Annotated in this window: 3 protein-coding genes; 1 reads left to right on the top strand and 2 read right to left on the bottom strand. The window is 66.7% G+C overall.

What is annotated here, in order from left to right; all coding sequences use genetic code 11:
* Window positions 1-36: 36 nt before the first annotated feature.
* The gene (locus ABEA24_RS01915; protein WP_345428676.1) at window positions 37-936 is read right to left on the bottom strand and encodes a helix-turn-helix domain-containing protein; all 900 of its coding nucleotides are present in this window, start codon (window positions 934-936) and stop codon (window positions 37-39) included.
* Window positions 937-1,639: 703 nt separating this feature from the next.
* Between ABEA24_RS01915 and ABEA24_RS01910 the strand changes: the two genes are divergently transcribed.
* Complete coding sequence (locus ABEA24_RS01910) at window positions 1,640-1,924, top strand: hypothetical protein (protein WP_345428674.1); 285 nt, start codon at window positions 1,640-1,642, stop codon at window positions 1,922-1,924.
* 98 nt (window positions 1,925-2,022) lie between these two features.
* On the opposite strand, the gene ABEA24_RS01905 is transcribed toward ABEA24_RS01910, so the two are convergent.
* The gene (locus ABEA24_RS01905; RefSeq protein ID WP_345428672.1) at window positions 2,023-19,872 is read right to left on the bottom strand and encodes a hypothetical protein; all 17,850 of its coding nucleotides are present in this window, start codon (window positions 19,870-19,872) and stop codon (window positions 2,023-2,025) included.
* Window positions 19,873-19,886: the final 14 nt, after the last annotated feature.

The raw sequence follows: 19,886 nt of genomic DNA, 5'->3' as shown, positions 1-19,886 counted from the left end.
ACGGGTGGTCCGGCGTTCCTCGTCGGCGGGTTCGCTCTAGATCGCGTCCAGATCCCGCGCGTGAGGACGCGTTTTCCGACCCATCTTCCGGTACTGCGTCGGCGTAAGACCGAAGCGCTGCCGGAATGCCCGCGAGAAATGGGCTGCGTCAGCGAACTGCCATCTCGCCGCGAGATAGGCGATGGTGACCGAGGAATCCTGGGTGCTCATCTCGATCCGAGCGTGGTCCAACCTCTGCCGACGCACGTAGGCCATTACGGATTCGTCCGATTCGGCAAAGGTCCGGTGCAGGGTACGCAGCGATACACCCAGACCCTTGGCGATGGTGTTGGGATCCAGGGACGGGTCGCGGAGATTGCGGTCGATGTACCGTTCGGCACGGCTGCGCATATGTGATGAACGCTCCTCGGACGAAAGCTCGGCATCGAGGATTCCTCTGATGAGATGAAGAGTGGCGTTCCGGGCTCTCGTCGCGGCCTTGCAGGTCAACGTGTCGGCGGTCTCGCCGAGCGCGTCCAGCTGGGCGAGCAGCAGACGGGCTTCCGGCGAGGACGACTCCACCGCCACGAAAGGGATGAGCCGCTCGTAGGAAACCTCGGACAGCGCCTGCTTGGGGAAGATCAGGATACGCGAGGTCGTCTCTTCGCCCGATGAATATCTCCAGTCGTTGCCGAAATCTCGAATACAGAGCATTTCTGGGCCGATCACCACGTCATTTTCGGCGTCGGTGATACGAACGGAGCCGGCGGTCACCTGGAACACGACCATGAAATCGGCCCACCCGCCTTCGAGTGCCGGGCGGGAAAAGTGCGCGCTGTGCGCGCCGCTGACCCTCCTGACGATCAGCATGTCATCGAGGCTCTGCCACGTCACCTGCTCGCGGTAGTCCGCCACGGCGGGCACGGCCATCTCCGGCGAGACGACCGGCAATCCCATGTGCGAAGATCCTTTTTGCCACAGACGCTGAAGCAGTTTATCGCGCAGTGGCATATCCCGCGGTATCACGATATGCCAAGTAGCCACCTCGGGCAGGTTTCCTTTCTACTCGACCGCCTGGCTTTTCGTGCGCCAGGCCGGCGAGAGTCGCCTCGGCCGGAGCGCCTGATCACGTCGGAGCAACAGTCAGGCCAAGGGGGGTTATTAAGGTGATGACGACTGAGTGACCTGCCGGGCGGTGGATCGCACCGCAAGGGCACCTCGATCACTCGGCTCGACAAAATCGCGGCCAGTAGTTGATCAATACTTTAAATAGACAAAAGGCGATCTTATGCCGACCGATCCGGAGCGAAGCTAGAAAATCCCTGCCATCATCTTGCATGGGAGTGTCAATCCCGCGCAGACGTCGACCGTTACGGTTATCAGGATTTTCACTCTTACCCGATGACACTCCTCGCGAGCAAGATCAAGAAAATATGACGAAGCCGTTAAGAAGCCATGATGAAAAAATGGCCTCGCCCACCGCCTCCGGGCGGCCTCGAAAACGAACGCCTCCTCCGGCCTCCTCCTCGCCTATGCCCCACAACGGCAGCCGGTGCCGCATCGGCCGCATCAGCGTAGATACGCGGGATGGACGAAGACTGGACAGGCGCTTCCACCGACGACCGCGGCCAACGACACGCGTTCAGTCGTCGTTCACTGGGTGCCGGTATCGCCACAGTCCGTACCCGCACCGTCGCCAACGCCCGAGCCGCGCTGGACGAGGCGGCGGCCCGCGCTCGGGTACGCCGACTGGCACGCACTGATCACTGGCACGTGCCATGAGGACACCGGCCCACTCGCCCGGCTGACCGGATGGAAGCGGCAGACCATCACGTACTGGCGCCGCAAGATCATCGGGCTTGACTGGAAGACGATCAGCGGCTACGTGCATCCGAACCGCGCCGCGGCCTACGCGCGGATCGACGAGGAGTTCACCGCACGGTGATGGACCTCACTCGCGGACGCCCCGGCCGCCTCCGGAATCGGAATCCGGGCGCTCGCCCGCGAGCTCGCCACCATCACTCCCAGCCTCCGCGCCTGGGATCAGCACCGCCGCACCCGGCCTCCCCGACGCCGACCCCCACCGACGACCGCCACCTGCACGCAGTACGGGCCCTTGCTGTGCTTCGAGATCGTCCAGTTGAACTCATCCCCCATCTCGGCCGGCGCGAAGATCACGGCACGGTCCGGCGCCGTCTCGGCCCGTGATCCGGAGTACGCACCGCCGCCACCGATCTCAAGGAAATCCGTCGTCCGCCGCAAACTGCCCGGCGGCGCCCCGCCGGTGCGGCGTTGAGTGCCGAGCTCGGCGGCCAACCGCCTCGACAGCGCGCGGACCGCCTCGTATACGGCTTCATCGACGCTGCCATTAGCTTCGTCCTCGAGCAGAAGGCGCTCCGCGACCGCGTAGACGACGCCCTCGTGCTGGGCCCGCCGCGCCGGCGGCACCGTCGTCAGGTCCACCGGCAACGGCTCGTGGTGAAGGGCGACGATCTCGCCGGCGTTCACGAGCAGTCGCCTCCTGTCGGTCCGCGACAGCCCCTCTACGCGGCTCCTCGCCTGTTCGAACCAGGTTGGGTGATCGACGCTGGTGCGGGACGGCCCCTCGGCCTGCGTTCCGCGCTCCGCCGGAAGGAGATCCAGCAGGTCGTACGGAGAGACCCGCCGAAGATCTGTGACGTTCAGGTTCATCTCACGCTCCGCCGCCTCGACGACCGTGCGCATTCCCTCGGCGTCGATTCCCAGGCGGGCCGCGAGCGCCGCGAACTCCCCGAGATGCTCCTTTGCGGTGTAGTCGGCGAGGACGCCAGAGATCTCCGCTGCGCGCTCCTCCATGTCCAAACCGCGATCCTGGATCCCGCGCAGCGGTTCCCTGAAGACCACGAGGTCCCATGGATCGATCTTGAGCTGCATGCCGATCGTGAAGAGGTCGGCGGCGCTCATCGGCGCGAGCCGCTCTGCGGCCCGCGCCAGCCTCGCGTTCAGGTCGGTGGCGGATTCCCGCATGACAGTAGCGACGGTGACGAATTCTGAGACATCGATGGAATCGCCGTTCACGACGGCTCCCGGCAGGTCACGCAACATCGCCTTGACCTGCTCCTGCCATTCCGCACGGGACGAATCGGCATCAAACGCGCGATGGATCTCCCGCAACTCTCGGCCGAAGATCGGAAGAAATTCCGGTTCAACGCCGCTGTCAGCGGAGACCCACGCGACGTCATCAATCCCCATCGGCGCGAGCGCTCCCGCAGCCTGCCTCAGCCCGCTCAACTCTTTGTCGATCTTCCGCCGGAGTTCCTGTGGAGCCATCGCCGACCACCTGTCAAGCTGGGGCTTCGCTCCGTAAGCAGTTCGCTGGATCAGGAAAGCGGACAGCTCTTCGGCGGATACACGGGCTCGAACAGCGATGGCAGTGAAGGCCGATGCGTCGGCGTGGTCGCCTTCTCTGAAGACACCCGGGAGACGACCGAACATCTCCACGATCCGGTCAAGCCGCTCCTCAAATGACAAGCCGGAGTTCGAGTAGATGGCTTTCAGCCGGGTCTCGAAGACCCACAACTGCCCGGGCTCGACGTTGAACCTTTGGTGGATGAAGGCCACGTCAACGGCCGGCATCCGCGGAATCCGCGCCGGGTCCATCGCACGCCGCGCCGCCTCGACGATGGCGTGCATACCTTTGGCATCGGTTCCCAGGTGGGCCGCCATCGCCGCGAAATCCGCGATGTCCTCTGAGGACGCGTACTCCGAGAGCATGCGTGTGGCCGCGTTCAGCCGGGCCTCTGCCTTCAGGACACTCCGGATGTCGGTCAGCGACGCCTGGGGCTCCGCGCGAGACGGACCGGTATCCGACGCGCGATGGTAGATCTCACGCAACTCCCGATCGAAGATCTTGAGGTCATTCGGACGAACTCCGGTCCGGGCGCTAAACCACGCGACATCATCCGCGCTCATCGGAAGCGATTCTGCGGCATCTTCCAGCAGGGTCAGGTGGGCGCCGACCTTCGAGCGAAGGTGAGAGCTCCCCATCAAATCTTCGAGTTCCTGCGACGCGTCACCACCCTTGAGTACCAGCATTGAGCTCAGCACGTCAGCGGATACGCCAGCACGGTCAGCGACGGTAGCGAAGTCTGAGACGTCGATGCTATCGCCGTCCACGACGGCACCCGGGACCGCGCGGAACATCTTCCTGACCCGTTCCTGCCGGAACGACTCAAGGCTTGGATAAGAGTTATCAGGTGGAATCTGAGAATAGATCCCAGACAACCCCCGGCCGAAGATCCAGAGCTTTCTCGGATCGATGTTGCCTTCGACGGAAACCCAAGCGACGTCATCCACGCCCATCGCCGCAAACGATGCCGCGACGCCCCTCAACAGGGACAGGTGGTCGCGGAATACCCGGCGAATAGCGCCTAGATCATCCTCTCCCAAAGCTATCAAATCTTCGAGTTCCTGCGCCTCATCACCACCCTTGAGTACCAGCATTGAGCTCAGCACGTCAGCGGATACGCCAGCAAGGTCAGCGACGGTAACGAAGTCTGAGACGTCGATGCTATCGCCGTCCACGACGGCACCCCGGACCGCGCGGAACATCTTCCTGACCCGTTCCTGCCGGAACGACTCAAGGCTTGGATAAGAGTTATCAGGTGGAATCTGAGAATAGATCCCAGACAACCCCCGGCCGAAGATCCAGAGCTTTCTCGGATCGATGTTTCCTTCGACGGAAACCCAAGCGACGTCATCCACGCCCATCGCCGCAAACGATGCCGCGACGCCCCCCAGCAGGGACAGGTGGTCGCGGAATACCCGGCGAATAGCGCCTAGATCATCCTCTCCCAAAGCTATCAAATCTTCGAGTGCCTGCGCCTCATCACCGCCCTCGAGCAGAAGGGTGCGCAGCACGTCAGCGGATACGTTAGCGTTGCCGGCAACCATAACGAAGTCTGAGACGTCGATGATATCGCCGTCCACGTCGGCACCCGGGACCGCGCGGAACATCTCCCCGACCTGTTCCCGCCGGAGCAAGGTAAAGTTCGCATGAGGATTCTCGGGGGTCCGAGAATAGATCCCACGCAACTCCCGGCCGAAGATCCAGAGATCTCGCAGTTCGATATCTATTTCAACGGAAACCCAAGCGACGTCATCAAGACCCATCGGCGCGAGCGATTCCGCAGCCGCCTTCAGCGCGTCCAGGCCCTCGCGGATCTCCCGCTGGAGATCCTCCGGATCCATTTCCCGCCACTTATCGAGATCCGGATCCTCTCCGTATGGAGTTCGCAGGATCAGAAAGGCGGACAACTCTTCGGCGGATACGTGTTCTCGATCAGCGAGGTCGATGAAGTCCAATACGTCTGCTTGATCGTCTTCTACGACGACGCCCGGGAGACGACCGAACATCTCCAGGATCCGGTTAAACCGCTCGTCAAGCGACAAGTCGGAGTTCGAATAGATGGCTTTCAGCCAGGTCTCGAAGAGCTCCAACTGCTTGGGCTCAACGTTGAACTGCCCGCGGATCCAGGCCACGTCAAGGGCCGGCATCTGCGGAATCCACTTCTTCGTTTCCTCCCGAAGTCCGTCCAGTGTCTCGTTGGCCAGACGACGCAGATGGTTCGTTGGCAGCTGAATAACCTCAGCGGGCAATAGCCCCTCGGTATAGTTAGCGCCAAGAAGGACAGCGGAAAAGTCTTCTCTCCCGATACCCGCACGCGCATACGCCGCAGCCAAAGCCTCTTCGGAGACTCCAGTCGAGTTCGCCGGAGACGGGGCCGTGTCCTCCCCCGGCACATCGCCTTCGACCGGGTCGGGGCCGCTCAGGTCACGCGTAGCGACGAGACGCCGTGCCCGGTTCCTGGCCCAGCGCTGGACGTCGTAGAGGGCGCCGTCCCTCAGCCTCAAATCCCGGACCTGGGCTATGGCGTCACGGAACCAGCCATCGGAGACCTTCCCCACCGGGATACCTTCCGCCACCGCCGCCGCACCTGGCGTCGACTCCAGCAGCTCACCAGGCATCAGCTCACGCACGATGGCCGCCGCGGCCTCCAGCTCTCCGACGGCCGGGTTGGCGGTTGAGAAACGATTGAAGAGAGTTTCATCTAGCCATTCAAAAGCGTCATAGCCCGACGCCAGCAGATCGTCAATGCCGAACGCCTCTCGATCGACCCGCCGATCGACGTAGTCTTCGACGTTGACCAATTGATCGACCAAAGCCTCAACGTCGACCAAGTCCTCGACGGCAACCAAATCCTCGACGTTACCTCCCGGCAGATCATGCAAGTCACGTGCGTTCAGGCCGGGGAGTCGCTCATCGAGTGCCTCAACGAGCGCATCAACGCGTCTGTCCGGGTCAGCGAGTAGCTCAGCGCGTGTGTCCGGGTCAGCGAGTAGGTCAGTTAGTGCCTCAGCGAGTGCGTTCCGGTCAGCGAGTAGGTCAGCGCGTAGGGACGGGTTGGCGAGTAGTGCAGCGAGTGCCTCATTGAGTGCTTCCAGGTCAAGGAGCAGATCGGCGAGTGCCTCAGCGCGTGCCCCGACGCGTGTGTTCGGGTCAAGGAGTAGCTCAGCGCGCAGCCCATCGCGCCGCTCAGCCAGAAGCCGACCCAGCTCCGGTGCGCTGATTCCCGCCTGATAGCACAGCTTCCCAATAAGAGCTAGTTCGTCCGGCTCGATCGCCCTCTCGAACTCGTCTTGCAACAAGTAATTCTCGTCTAGCAGCAGTTCAAGGTGCCTATGGTCGAGATCCGGCACGCTGGTCCGGGAGTAGAAGTCGCGGAGTCTGTCGGGGAATGCCAGCAGCCAGCGTGGATCCATATCCCACATCTGACTCACCAGGTAGACGTCCCTGGGCCGCATCGGCGCCAGCAGCGTGGCGATGTCCTGCAGGTCATCGGGGATCCTGCCGATTTGCTCGGCGAAGTCCGCCAGCTCCGTCGCGTCGCCGACCAAACCTGCCTGCTCACGCGCCGTCGCAAAGAGCTCTTCGTCGAGCCAGTCGTACTGCAACAGTTCGGCCAGCCGCTCCTGGGAGACGCGCAGCATCCCGGCCATACTCGTAAGCCGCTCTGACGGCACCTCGCGGTCGACGTACGGCGGCAGCTCGTCCGCCACATTCTCGGTCGGGCGCCGGTGTACCGCGCCGCTGGACTCACCCCCGCCACCGATCACATCGAGTTCCACGGGCGGCCGGGAACCCCCTGGAGGCGCGCCGGCCGTCCGGCGCCGCGTCCCCAGTGCGCCGGCCAGCCCCGACGCCATGTCGCGGGCATCCTCCTCGGAGTTGGCCAGCGCCGTCGCCACGACCAGGAGGACGGCCTCGTACACCGGCCGTAGCCGTTCCACACGCTCACCGGTCATCTCGACGGGGAGCGGCTCATGATAAACCCCGACGATCACGCCGGCCCTGGCCAGCAGGCTGTTGCGGACATCCTCCTGCAGTTCGTCCAGCCACCGTTCGGCTTCAGCGGCGTCGCTCATAAGGTTCTCAAGAATGACCGGATCCGGCTCGGACGCCACGAGCTCACGTGGAGAAACAGGAACCGACGACGGCGAGCCTGGCGCGAGGCCGAACTCGAACTCGTCCAACCCGACCGAAGGAGAACCAGGCACCGACGGAGCCACGTCCGGCTCCAGACCGCTCTCGATCTCCCCCAGCGCGTCCGGAGAAGAGACGATGTTCGAAGACCAAAAATAGGCCTCCAGCGCGTCGAGGTTTTGAAGCGTTTCGCGTGCCTGATCGCCGACCTGGGGATCATCGGCCAGCGTCTCCAAGTGGGAGCGAAGCCGGCTGAGCGGCTCGTCGTCCTCGATGTCCAACGGCACGTCCTCATCGTGCGGAGAGCGTAGTCCGCGGAGGACCGTGGCCACATCCGCCACTGGGAACAGCTCACCCCGCGCGTAATGCGGCCTCCACGTGGCATCCAGTCCCATCAGGAAGTCGCCGAACACCCTCACCCGTTCCTCGGGTGAGGTCTCGCTGAGTAGGGACGCCACCTGCCAGAGATCCAAGCTGATCTGGCTGTGATCCGCGGTGAAGGCTCCCGCGTCGGCCTGCTCCTGCCCCGTGGACGGTGGCGTGTAGGCGTGGAGAGGCTCGAGGACGGCCTCCAACCGCTCGAGTGCGCCGTGCGCCATGTTCTGGATCGCCGTGGATTTGTCGGCCGCGATCAGCTTGAGCCGGTTCGAAGCTGCCCGCAGCACCTCGATCGCATCGGCGACGTCCTGCGCGGAGGTCGGCTCCGGCACATCGAGGGCGCGGAGCCCGACCAGGATCGTTGCCACGTCGGCCACCGGCAGCAGTTCCGTATCGTCCTTGGAATGCTTCTTCCGCCAGATCCGCTTCAACTGGCCCAGACCGTCTTCGTTGAAACTCCTGAAGGCCGCCGCCCTCGGGTGGTCCGCGAGCAGACGAGCCGCGTCGAGCAGCCGCGGACCACGGGCGGAGGTCTGGAAGCGTTTCCGCCCGGCCCGGTTCTCCCGGTCCGCAAGCATCGTGCCGAGCGAGTCGATGACCTCCGGCACCTCGCCGAGGCCGATCGGATACGGGCCCCAGCCACGGAGCTCCACGGCAAGCTGGCCGTCATGTGTCCTGCGGTTGTGGGTCCACATACCGATGCCGGTGAGCTGGTCGACCGGCTTGCGCTGTGGTTCGAGCAGGGCGCTGTTCAGGTAGTCGCCGATCGTGCCGCCCGTGGTCCACAACCGCTTGGCAAGAAGGTTTGCTCCGGCCGCCTGCTCGTCGAGCTCGGGAGAGCCCTCGCGGAACTTCTCAACCAGCCGTTTTTCGATGGCCGGGGTGTAGAACTCCAGGAACAACCGCGAGGCCTCGGGCAGGAGACCACGTATCGCCGCGAAATCGGTCCGCGATGCGGCGAGTACCCAATTCTTGATCAGGTTTGTCCCTAGAAGGGCGCCCTGGAAAATGGCGGTGATATGAGGATAAACCAGTGCCAGAAAACCCCGTACGGCCGCAACAGGTTCGATCTCATCAAGTACGTCGACGGCCGACGAAGGGAGTTCGGTGCCGGTAAGGAGGGCGGCGAAATCCCGCGCGATCTCAGTGCCGAACTCCAGTCCCTGCTGGAGAAAACGTGCGGAGTTCGTACCCTGTTTCCCCTGCGCGAGGACGTCCTGAAGGACGCCGTACAGCTCCGTCGGCCTGAGATCAACGGTGTACTGGGCGTACAATGTCACATCATCCGCCTGGCCGGTGCGAATGGGCAGGACCTCGGCCCTGATCTCCGGCCGGTGGACGGTCCACCCCTCGCTTTCGGGAAGCCACTCCGCGATGGACAGGGGCTCCTCGGCCTTCGCCAACGCGTTGATGGTGGTGCTTACCTGGGCGATGATCTCCTTGATGGTCCACTTCTTGTGCTCGCCCGGGATTCCTCCGGGGCGAGTGACGAACTCCACGATGGGAGTCTTGTCCTGGCGCTCTTTCAGCGGCTTGTTCGAGGCTTTGAACAGTTCCGCTGTCGGGTAGTAGTCACCCGCTGTGTCGACGAAGAAGTTGCGATGATCGACGACGAGTTTGAAACCCAGCCGCTCGTTGTTGGCCAGCGGCGTCCCGTACCAAAGGTCCGCGTCCGCGTGGAGCTTGATGACGCTTTCGAACTCCGCGCCGATGGCGCCTCCGGGTAGCCGGGGCGACTCTCCGTTGACGAGCCGGTCGGCGATCCGCTGCGCGACCGTGCGCATCGGGCCTTTCCGATCCTCGTCCGGCAGGCCATGGTAGGCGCGCACCGCCTCCTCGGACGTGGACAAGGGGACACCCCAACGGCCGAGTATGCCGTTCACCTCGGCGGTCAGGTCGCTGGTCCATCGCGACGGCGCGGACGCCGAGAGAGCGGCCAGGAGGGAATCGGCGAAGGCCGCAGCGCTCCTGTCATGGACGGTGGGTGCCGCCTCGCGGTCGACGTCCGAGACCTCGCCGCTGTGGTCCAACCGGACCGGCTCAGACGCTCTCCGGTCTACGTCGGAACGGAGGTAGCCGTCGCTCCGCTCGCGGGCGATGTGGGCCGCCACGAGGAGCCGGATGCGGTCGACGTCCGAGACCTCTCCGCCGAGGTCTTTCCAGGTCGGCCGGAGACCGCTCCGGTCACGGACGATCGTCCACGCCTTTTCCATCGGGTCGTCGTACCGGGAGCCGGACTGCTTGGCCAGCGCCCTCCGCGCCCTGTTGAGATCGGCGTAATCGTGCACCGTCTCGTCCACACCATCGGTCGAGGCGGTGACCGCCGAACCGGCGGCCGGACGGTTACGCGACGCAAAAGACACCGACGCAGTTGCATCGTCGAGGTTTTCTGGATCGAGCTTCTGGTCTGCAGAGGTGTCCGCCCGGGGCGCGTCCACCGGTCGCAGGGGCTCGCCTCCCGCGGCCGAAGCCCGGGGCCGGACCGGGTCGAGCAGCGTCGGCTCTTGCGGGGTGGCACCGAAGTAGTAGTGCGCTCCCCGGCGGATCACCGGCATCGGCACGACGTCGGGGGTCTCCTCGCGACGCCAGCCGAGTTCCGACCGATACCGCGGCTGCCACACGACGATCGGGATGCCGAAGATCAAGGAGAACATCGCCGGCACCATGTCGGAGGCATCATTGTTGTACGAGCCCATACGCCGGATGTCCTCGACGTACCGGATCTGGGCGTCGGGCTCCTCCGCGTTCGGGAACAGGTGGGCGACCACGGGCTCGGCGTCCGGATGGCGGGCGGCGAAGTCGAAGTCGGCCGCCAGGTAGTCGGCCATGTGCGCCCGGATGGCCCCCACTGTCGGCTCGGTCCCCAGGACCTCGCGGAGCCGTTGCGTGACCACAGCCGGCGTGTCGTCGGTGAGCAGGGTCTCGAAGAAGCAGTCGCCGTTGGGCGGCATCGACCGGTCGACGATGCCCACGTGCCGCAACGCCGCGCGGAAGTGCGGCTCCATGCGCTCGTTCACGGCAGCTTCGATCACGACCTGATCCCTAGCGCGGACCCTCGTCCCCAGGTTTTTGGCGTACCGCTGTGCCGTGTCCAGGTACGCCTGCGGGTAACCGGCCGTGTAGTCGCCCTTGATCAGGTCGGGATCGGGCCGCTCGGCGGCTTCACTGCCGCCGATGCCCGGCCCGGCTTCCGCGTCGGCGGCAGGGGCGCCGGTTTCCGCACCCGCGGTGCCATGCTGACCGCCCGCCGTGCCGGTGACCAGACTCGCCTCGATGGCCCGGCGTAGCTGATCATCCTCATCACCGTCCACCCAACCCGCCGCAGTGCCCGGCCACGGCGCCTCGGGCGCAAGATCCGCGGGTTGAGCGCCGACCACGGCGGCTCCGCCAGTGTCGCCCCGCGCGACGACGGGATCTGCTGTTGCCGGTACGCCGGCGGCAAAACCACCATCAGGCCTTGCGCCGGCGTCCACATCCGCCGGGCCAGGCCCGCGCAACTGCGGCGCACCCGCCAGCCACGACGCCAGCCCATCGGCCTCCGCCTCGGCCTGTTCCGGGCTGGCGCCGTCCAGAGCGGCCTTGGCCATAGCGTGCGCCACAACCTGGAGGACGGCCTCGTACGCCTCCCGTTGCCGCAGCGACTCGACGGTCCCGCCGACGGGGGGTGGCTCGTGGTGATCCGCGACGATCTGACGGGCCCTGTCCAACAGTTTTTCGCGGGTCTCATCCGCCAGATCGTTCAGCCATTCGTCGGCCTCAGGGGCCTTCGCCATGAGGTTCGCACGAGTGAACTGCTCCGGTTCGGACGCCATGGGCTCACGTGAAGGCACCAAAGTAAGCGCGGAATCGGCGAACTCTTTGGCGTGTTCGCTACCCATGCGGGCGATCCACGCCGCCGTGAGGATCCTGGCCCGATCGATGTCCGAGACGACCCCGCCAGGGTCGGAAATGCTGGGCGTCCGCCCGACGAGCTCGCGAATGATCCTTCGTGCTTCGAGCATGGCATTGTTGTGCCGGGCCTTGGACTCCTCGTACTCCTTCTCGAGCAGTTCCCGTGCCGCATCGAGGTTGTAATCGCTACTCTCGGCACCCAGTTCACGCAGTACAGGCATTTCACCAAGATCAGAAACCGCGCGCTCGGCGTCATCGGCCGGCGCCGGCGTCCCGATCTGGCTCTCAACCGCATCATCGGTCCCGCGCGCGGGAGCCTCGGCTTCGCCGGCGGACCGCTCACCGAGCGATTCCCGTACCGCGTCGAGATCGGCCGGTTCGTGCATCGGGGACTCGACAACACCGGCCGACGCCCGGTCGTCACGATCCCCGGTGGCGAGTTCGTCCTGCGCCACGTCGTACTCGTCGCTCACCCTGTGGAATGACGTGGTGTCGGCCCGCGGTTCCTCCGTCGCCGCGGACTCGACGCCGACGAGCCCGGCCAGCTCGCCGAGGAGGCCGTTCATCCGGTCCTCCCATTCCCATATACGGGCCGTCAGGTCGACCGGATCCGCGGTGACGCTGTCGAAGACCGATTTGAAGACTTCTCCGCCCAGGGCGGCGAACGCGTTCCTCAGGCGGCCGACCTGCCATGGGGCGAGCTCGCGACCGGCGTCGGTCGTGTCGAACCGCTCGTCGAACGTCCGGGTCGCCTCGGCCACCAGTGCCCTGTGTGCGATCGGCAGCAGGAACCAGTCGTGCAGGCGACTTTCGTCCGCGTTGAGCAACTTCTCCAGCTGCTCATGTGACTGTCTGACGGGGGCCGTCCTACTCTCGGAGTCGCGGTCGAAGACACTGTCGAACCGGGCTCCTGCCCTGATGGCGAAACCTTCGCGGATCGCGCCGAAGACGTCGGCGGGCACGGGCCTCTGGACGCCGAGCCGGTTGCGCAGAGCCGTGCTCTGCTCGAGCACGGTCTGCCAGGTCCGTGCGGCCGTGTCGACCATGGCGCGAGCCCTCGCGATGGTTGCCTCGCGAGCCGCCTCGCGCTCGAGGGCCCACCCGATCCCCTTGACCAGGCGGTCGACCGGCCCGCTGATCCGCGCCTTCAGATCGGCGATCCGCACGTCGACGCTCTCGGGGCCAGGGTGAAACAACGTCTTACGGGGGGAGGTCTCCCTGGCGATCACGTCGTCGAACCCGCTCTGCAGCCGATCGCGTACGACGGACAGGGCGGAGCTGGAGACAGCGCCCTTCGCCAGGTTGAACTTGCGCGCGAAGGGGCTTTGGGGCTCAGCCGCGATATACGCCGCCGCTCTGGCGATCGCCTTGTTGACGCGCTTCTGCTGTCTCCTGATGACGCGACGCTGCATCACATCGAGGCGGTCCTGCTCCTCCGACGTCAAGACACGATCCGCGACATCCGGCGAATCAACAGAACCCGACGCCTCGGCCGACGCCGAATCCGAGTCATCCCCCAGCAACCACTCATGCTCCTGCGAATAAGACGAAGAAGCATCGTCATCCTTGAGCGGCCGCCACCCGCTCTTGTGGAGGCCGTAATCGTCATCCCCCCGCGCCTCTTCGGCACGCGCCGGCTCCTCCACCGCCACGGCACGATCCGCGACAACCGGCGAAACAACAGAACCCGACGCCTCGGCCGACACCGAAGCCGACCCCCGCGCTCTCCACCGCCACGACACGATCCGCGGCAACCAGCGAACAACCCAACCCGACGCCCCGGCCGACACCGAAGCCGAGCTCCGCGCCTCTTCGACGCGCGCCGGCTCCTCCACCGCCACGACACGATCCGCGACAACCGGCGAATCAACAGAACCCGACGCCTCGGCCGACACCGAAGCCGACCCCCGCGCCTCTTCGACGCGCGCCGGCTCCTCCACCGCCACGACACGATCCGCGACAACCGGCGAATCAACAGAACCCGACGCCCCTGCCGACGCCAAAGCCGACCCCCGCGCCTCCGGCGGTGTCACGGTGGCCCGCCAGTCGAGATGGGCCTGAATGAAGCTTTCGCGGACTTCCTCGACCTGGTCGGCGGCCCATGTCCGGGCGGCAGGTGTGGCCAGCTCCTGAGGAGCGGCCTTGTCGAGCAGGCGCCCGAACTCCCGACTTGCCTCGAGCCTGGACCATGCCATGTCACGCAGCGTCGTGATCCGCTGTTGGAAGACGCGCTCCAGCTCTGCGCCGGGCCCGTGAAGCTCCAGCGCGTCCGAGAACCGCCGTACGATGTTCTCCTGCTGCCGCCGGTACCAGGAGAACAGGGCGGGGTCCCGCTTGAGCGCCTGGTCGCGTTCGGCATGGGGGCTCATGTCGCGCGTCCGCTCGTTGAAAGCATGGACCGTCGCGCCAATCGGTTCCACCCGAGCTCTCAGCATCGTCGCCGCCTTCACGATGACCTGCTGCAAGTGCTCGACCTGCTCCGTTCGGTTTACACCCAGCGGAATACGATCCGCGACATACCGCTCCCGAAGCCGGTCAAGCCCCTGATGAAAGAGATCGGTGGTCGTCTGATCCCATGTGGGATCAGGATTTGCGTAGTCAGTCCCGCTCTCGACGCGCAGCGCGACGACGCGGAACTCCCACTCGTACCGCTGCTGTAGGCCATCGTCGGCCGGCGGCCTCGTACCGGTCGGCAGCCGACTCGCCAGTCCGCCCTTCAGCCGCTCCTGAGTCGCGGTCGTCAAGTGTTCGGAGCCACCGGCTTCCTTCGCCGCCGCCGTCCAGCGGTCCGCGAACCACTCGCGGACCGGCGTGACGTCGCGTACGGCCGGACGTGTCCGCAGTTCGGGATAGCGGGCCTCGAACTGAGTCTGGAAGGTCTTGTACGCATCGTCGCGGATGGCGGCCGTCTCGCCGACTCGGTTCAGGGTCTTGGTGAAGCCGTCCACGATCTCCGACGGCGTGGCCACCGAGGATTCCGGCGTCTCGACGAGATCGTGCTCCCCTGTGGGCTTCGGGGTCGTGTCCCCAGCGCCCTTCGCACCGAGACCTTCCTCGTGTGAACCCGGTGACCGCACGCTCGATGACATGGGCCGCTCGCGCACGACCCGGGCGTGGACCTGCCCTGGATCCGACCCCACGGGCTTCGGGGTCGTCTCTCCAGCGCCCTTCGCACCGAGACCTTCCTCGTGTGAACCCGGTGACCGCACGCTCGATGACGTGAGCCGCTCGCGCACGACCTCGGCGTGGACCTGCCCTGGATCCGACCGCATGTGCTCGGCCGGACGCGCCCCCGGCTCAGGAACCGGCCGGTCGGCCGAAGCCGCCGTGGGCGTCGGCCGGTCGCCGGAAGACGGGACGGCGGGTCCACTCGTGTCATCGTCGGGCGGCCGAGGATCGGCGGGGCCCCCTGCGGCCGACTCTTCCGCATGCCCTTCGGGCCCGCGGTCTCCCGGACGGTACGGTGCCTCACGCAGGCCCGTCAGCGTCGTCTCGAAGACGTTTTCGTGCTGGGCCTCGTGTTCGAGCCATGCCTTGGAGTCCGTCCCCTCCGGCCCCCAGAGCCGGTCGTACTCGGTGACGGTGTCGGTACGGAAATCGCTCGACAGCTTCTCGAACGACTCTGGGGTGACGGTGTGCCCGGCCGACAGGTCGTCGGGATGGCCCGCGATCTGTTCGAAGTCGTTGGCGGCCTGCCGCAGGGTGGTGTTCTTGTCGAACTCGTGCGCGATCCGTTGGGGCAGTGTGTCGCTGAGCTGCCGGAAACGCTCCTCCCAGGACATCTGCGAGCCCTCATGAAGGCTGACATCGTCCTCCAACTCCGGCACGCTCCCGCGCGAGGAGACGGCATCGTCATCCACGGACGACCGCACGCTCTCTTGGGGGCGGCCTGTGCTGCGGAAGTCCCGGCCCGGGAGTGAGGACCAGTGGTCGTCGACGGCCTTCTCGACGGCCTTCGTCCAATCCGTGGTCAGTCGCTCCTCGCCTTCGGGGCCCACATACTCCCCGAGGCTTTCCCCGCCGTCCTCGCCCTGGGCTCGGGCGACGGCCTTCCGCAGGGCTTGCTTCCCCTGCTGAAGCGCATTCTCACGGAACTCGCCGTGATCGAGACGGTTGCGAAGAGCGTCCGTGCCGCGCATGTGTTCGTCGGCCGCGTCCCAGGCACGGTCGAACCATCCGGCGTCACGCCCCGTCGCCTGCTCGCGCAGTTCGTTGTACCGACTTCGGATCTCGTCGCCGAACTCCTTACGAACCCGGTCCAGCACGTCACGGCTCAGGGGGGTGCCTCGCGCGCTGTGCTCTTCGTCGAGGGCCCGTTCACCATGCCGAACCTGGCGTTCCTGGTTGCTCAGATTCTCAAGGCGTTCGTGCAGCCCGTCACGGATCTGGCCAAGGTCGTTCTCCAGTCCGCGCGCCGCCTCGCCTGTCGGGAGCCCTCCGGCGTCCCTCCAGGCCGAGTTCACGGTCTCAACGACGTCCTTGTGCACGTCCAGTCGCAGCTTGCCGTACGGTCCCGCCTTCTCGTGATCGACGGAGAACGTTCCCGTTGTCTCGTCGAACTTGACGGCGTTCTCGTCGAATTTCTCCTTCGGCAGGTAATTGCCCCTGAAGAGATCGTTCTCCCCGAATCTGTCCGCGGCTTCGTTGAGGGCGGTGTCCATCCGGCTGATTTCGCGATGCTGCAGGCTCACCTGTGCGAACCGGTCGGGAAGCTCCTGGCGGAGCCGCGTGAAGGTCTTCGACCACGTGTCAGTCTCCTCCGGACGCCCCGCGCTCTTCTTCCATGCGGAGGAGAACGCGTCGTGCAGAGCCTCCCGGAATCCCTTGCTCACGGCGGCGGTCCCGTCCGCAGGCAGGTGAGCGGCCAGGTCCGGGTCATCCTCCCGGAAATGCCGTTCGGCACTGGCGACCTCATGGTCCACGTCGAGATCGCGTGTCGCGTGCGCGAACCGCTCCTCCTTCGAGAACCGGCCCGCGTAGTCGGCGTCCCGCGTGTTCTTGAAGGCCTGCCACGTCTCGACCTTGGTCAGGGGCCCGTGCTGCGAGACGAGCGCGGCGGCCTCCTCACCGGCCTCGGGCCGATGTGCGCCGTGCCCGCCCGAGGCATCCCGCTCGCCCGACGGTCCGGTGGGCCTCTCTCCCCGGTCAGCCGGAGCGGACGGCCTGGCGCTCTCCTGGCTTCTGCCCTCCGGTGATGCCGGTGTCCTCCGGGCGTCGTCGGCCGGGCCGGCGGAGGGACCGTCACGACGAGGCACGGCCGACCGCTGAGGACCCCCGTCGCCTGCGGCGTCCTTCGATTCGGCCGATCCGGCCCGTGGGCTCCCGGCGTCGCTACGCCTGTCCTCCGCGGGAGCGGCATGCTCATCGCGCGGGGTCCTCGGCTCGCTGCCGGTCCTGGCCGAACCGATACTCCCTGTCGGCCGCTCATCGGACCGCACGGCACCGGTGGGTACGTCCTCGCCGACGGCGGAATCCCGCGTCGTCCCGTGGACGGTCTCGCTCTCCTGTCCCGGGGTACGGGACGGCGGCTCCTCCGACGACGAGACCTTCGATCCGCTCGAACCGCCGCTGGGGCCCTCAGCCTTCGCTCCCGTGCCGGCGGCCGGCCGCTCCGGTGACTTCGGCGGCGACGTCCGGCCGGTCCCCGCCGGGGGGACGGCCTCGTCGCCTCGAGGTTTCGCGGCCGCCGCCGCACCTTCGCCCGGGCGCGCACCCGAAGGCCCGGCCACCGACTCGGCCGCACCCACGCCCCGCCCGGTCTCGACCGCCGACTCCGACCTGCCCGCTCCCGCCCGCGCGGACGCAGGCGGCACCGCACCACCATTCGCCGAACCAGCCGGACCCGACCGGTCGACCACCACAGCATCGCGCTCGTACGGCGCCTCACCCGTCTCCGCGCGCCCGCCCGCCGACCTGGCCGGCGGATTCCCCGCCGGCACCCGGGAACTGCCACCACCGTTGACCGCCGCACCACCGCTGACCGCACCGGCGTCCCGCGCGCCCGCATCCTCGACATCCCCGGCAGAACCCTGCCCAGAAGGCCTCTCCGCGCCACCACGCCCCGGAACGACCGCCCGATCGCCCGAAGCAGCCGAGTCCGCGGACACCGACCGCCCACCCCGCACCCCCTCCGCGGACCCGGCCGGGGGGACGGCTCCGTCGCCTTGAGGTTTCGCGGCCGCCGCCGCACCTTCGCCCGGACGCGCACCCGAAGGCCCGGCCACCGACCCGGCCGCACCCACGCCCCGCCCGGCCTCAACCGCCGACTCCGGCCCGCCGGCTCCCGCGCGCCCGGCCGTGGGCGAAAGCGGGTCACCGGCTCCCGTCCGCCCGGGCGTGGGCGATAGCGGGTCGCCGTTCGTGGGACCTGCCGTACCGGGCCGGCCGACGACCGCGGGGTCGTGCTCGGACGACGGGTCACCCGACGCCGGGCGCTCACTCGCCGGTGCGCCCGGCCTGCCCTGCGGGCTTACCGCCGACTCCGGCCCGCCGGCTCCCGCCCGCCCGGGCGTGGCCGAAAGCGGGTCGCCGTTCGTGGGACCTGCCGTACCGGGCCGGCCGACGACCGCGGGGTCGTGCTCGGACGACGGGTCACCCGACGCCGGGCGCTCACTCGCCGGTGCGCCCGGCCTGCCCTGCGGGCTTACCACCGACGACCGAGGGCCGTTACCGCCGTTGGCCGCGAGGCCATCGCTGACGGCTCCAGGACCGCGCACGCCCGAAGCCCCGTTGTCCGCGACCGGAGTCTGTCCAGAGGGCTCCCCCGGACCACCGCGTGACGAAACAGACCCGGGCCTCCCACCGGCCGCGGCGCCAGGGTCCGCGGACGCCGGCCGTCCACTCTGCAAATGATCCGCGGGACCGGGCGCCACGACCTCGCCGCCGGGCCGTGAGGCGATCTCGCCGGGGGTGATCTGGGCAGAGGTTGGAGTGTGATCGGCGGGGGGACGGCCGGCAACCCCTCCTGCGGAGGACACCGCGGGCTCCGGACGTGGAGTTCCGGCCGGTCTGGCGCTCTCTTCAGCGGACCCGCCGCCCGAGATCTGCGCCGCCGGAGCAGGACCGCTCACGTCCGGGCGGCCGAGCCCGTCCTTGACCGAAACGCCACCCGGTCCCGGCAGGCCCGATGGGTCGCTGTGGACGCCCGTCGGGTCAATTTTGGACTCGCCGTTGCCCGGCATCCCGGACATGCCCTTGAAATCGGCCGTGGTGATCGTAGAGTTGGGCACCACCTCGCCCCTCTGACCGCCGCCCGAGACCGATACCGTGTCGGCGTGTGCCCCGACTCCCTTGATATCGCCGGCATTCGGGACTTTTCCGACCGAGGGCACATCGGAGGCATTCAGCCCATCGAACCCACCCTTCCCGCGCGCCCCGAAGCCGCCACCGTGCGCCATACTCCCCATGAGGCTACCGAGGCCCGCTGCCCCGGCCACGCCCGCCGGGTTAGGTGTCCAGTGGTGGTTCCCGACGGCAGCGTTGGCGATGGCCTCGGCTGTAAATTCCACCGAGACGTTGACCACCGCTCCGCTGACGGCCCCCGCGGCGAAGCGAAGAACGGTCTCGGGGATCAGCCCGTCCAGTTTGGCGATTCGCGATACGACGCTGACCAGATTGGAGATGATATCGGTGAGTATCGCGTCGGCCGCACCGAGGAGCTCACCAAGGGGACCGAACGCAAAGAAGTCGAAGACGATCCCGACGATCTGGAGGACGATCTCGATCTTGGCTTCCTTGTTATACTTTTCCACGGCTGCCAAGACCTGATCGGCGTAGTAATTAATGGCACCACCGATCTCGTACGCGGCGTCCCGACATTGCAGAAGGCACTGGGGGATGCCTTCCGCGCTGCCTGCCGAAAGGTAGGGGCCTGCATTCGCATGCGGATGCATCCCCCCGATAATCGGGCCTGGCTCATTCACCTCAGACCACAGCATGCGCACCATCTTGGACGCGTCGCCGGTCCAGCTCATGCTCGCCACTGCGTCAACCATTGACTGGGTACCAAGCGCGAGCGCGTCACCGAGCATGATCCAATAATTGCCCAGGTCGTACAGCGCGGCCGTATCCACGCCCAACAGGGACAAGTCGGTTTCAGCCATGAATCCTCCCCACC

It is taken from the genome of Actinoallomurus vinaceus, assembly GCF_039542055.1.
In the GTDB taxonomy this organism is placed as follows: Bacteria; Actinomycetota; Actinomycetes; order Streptosporangiales; family Streptosporangiaceae; genus Actinoallomurus; species Actinoallomurus vinaceus.
Note: the sequence above shows the minus strand (reverse complement) of the source record. Positions and strands in the feature narration are given on the sequence as shown.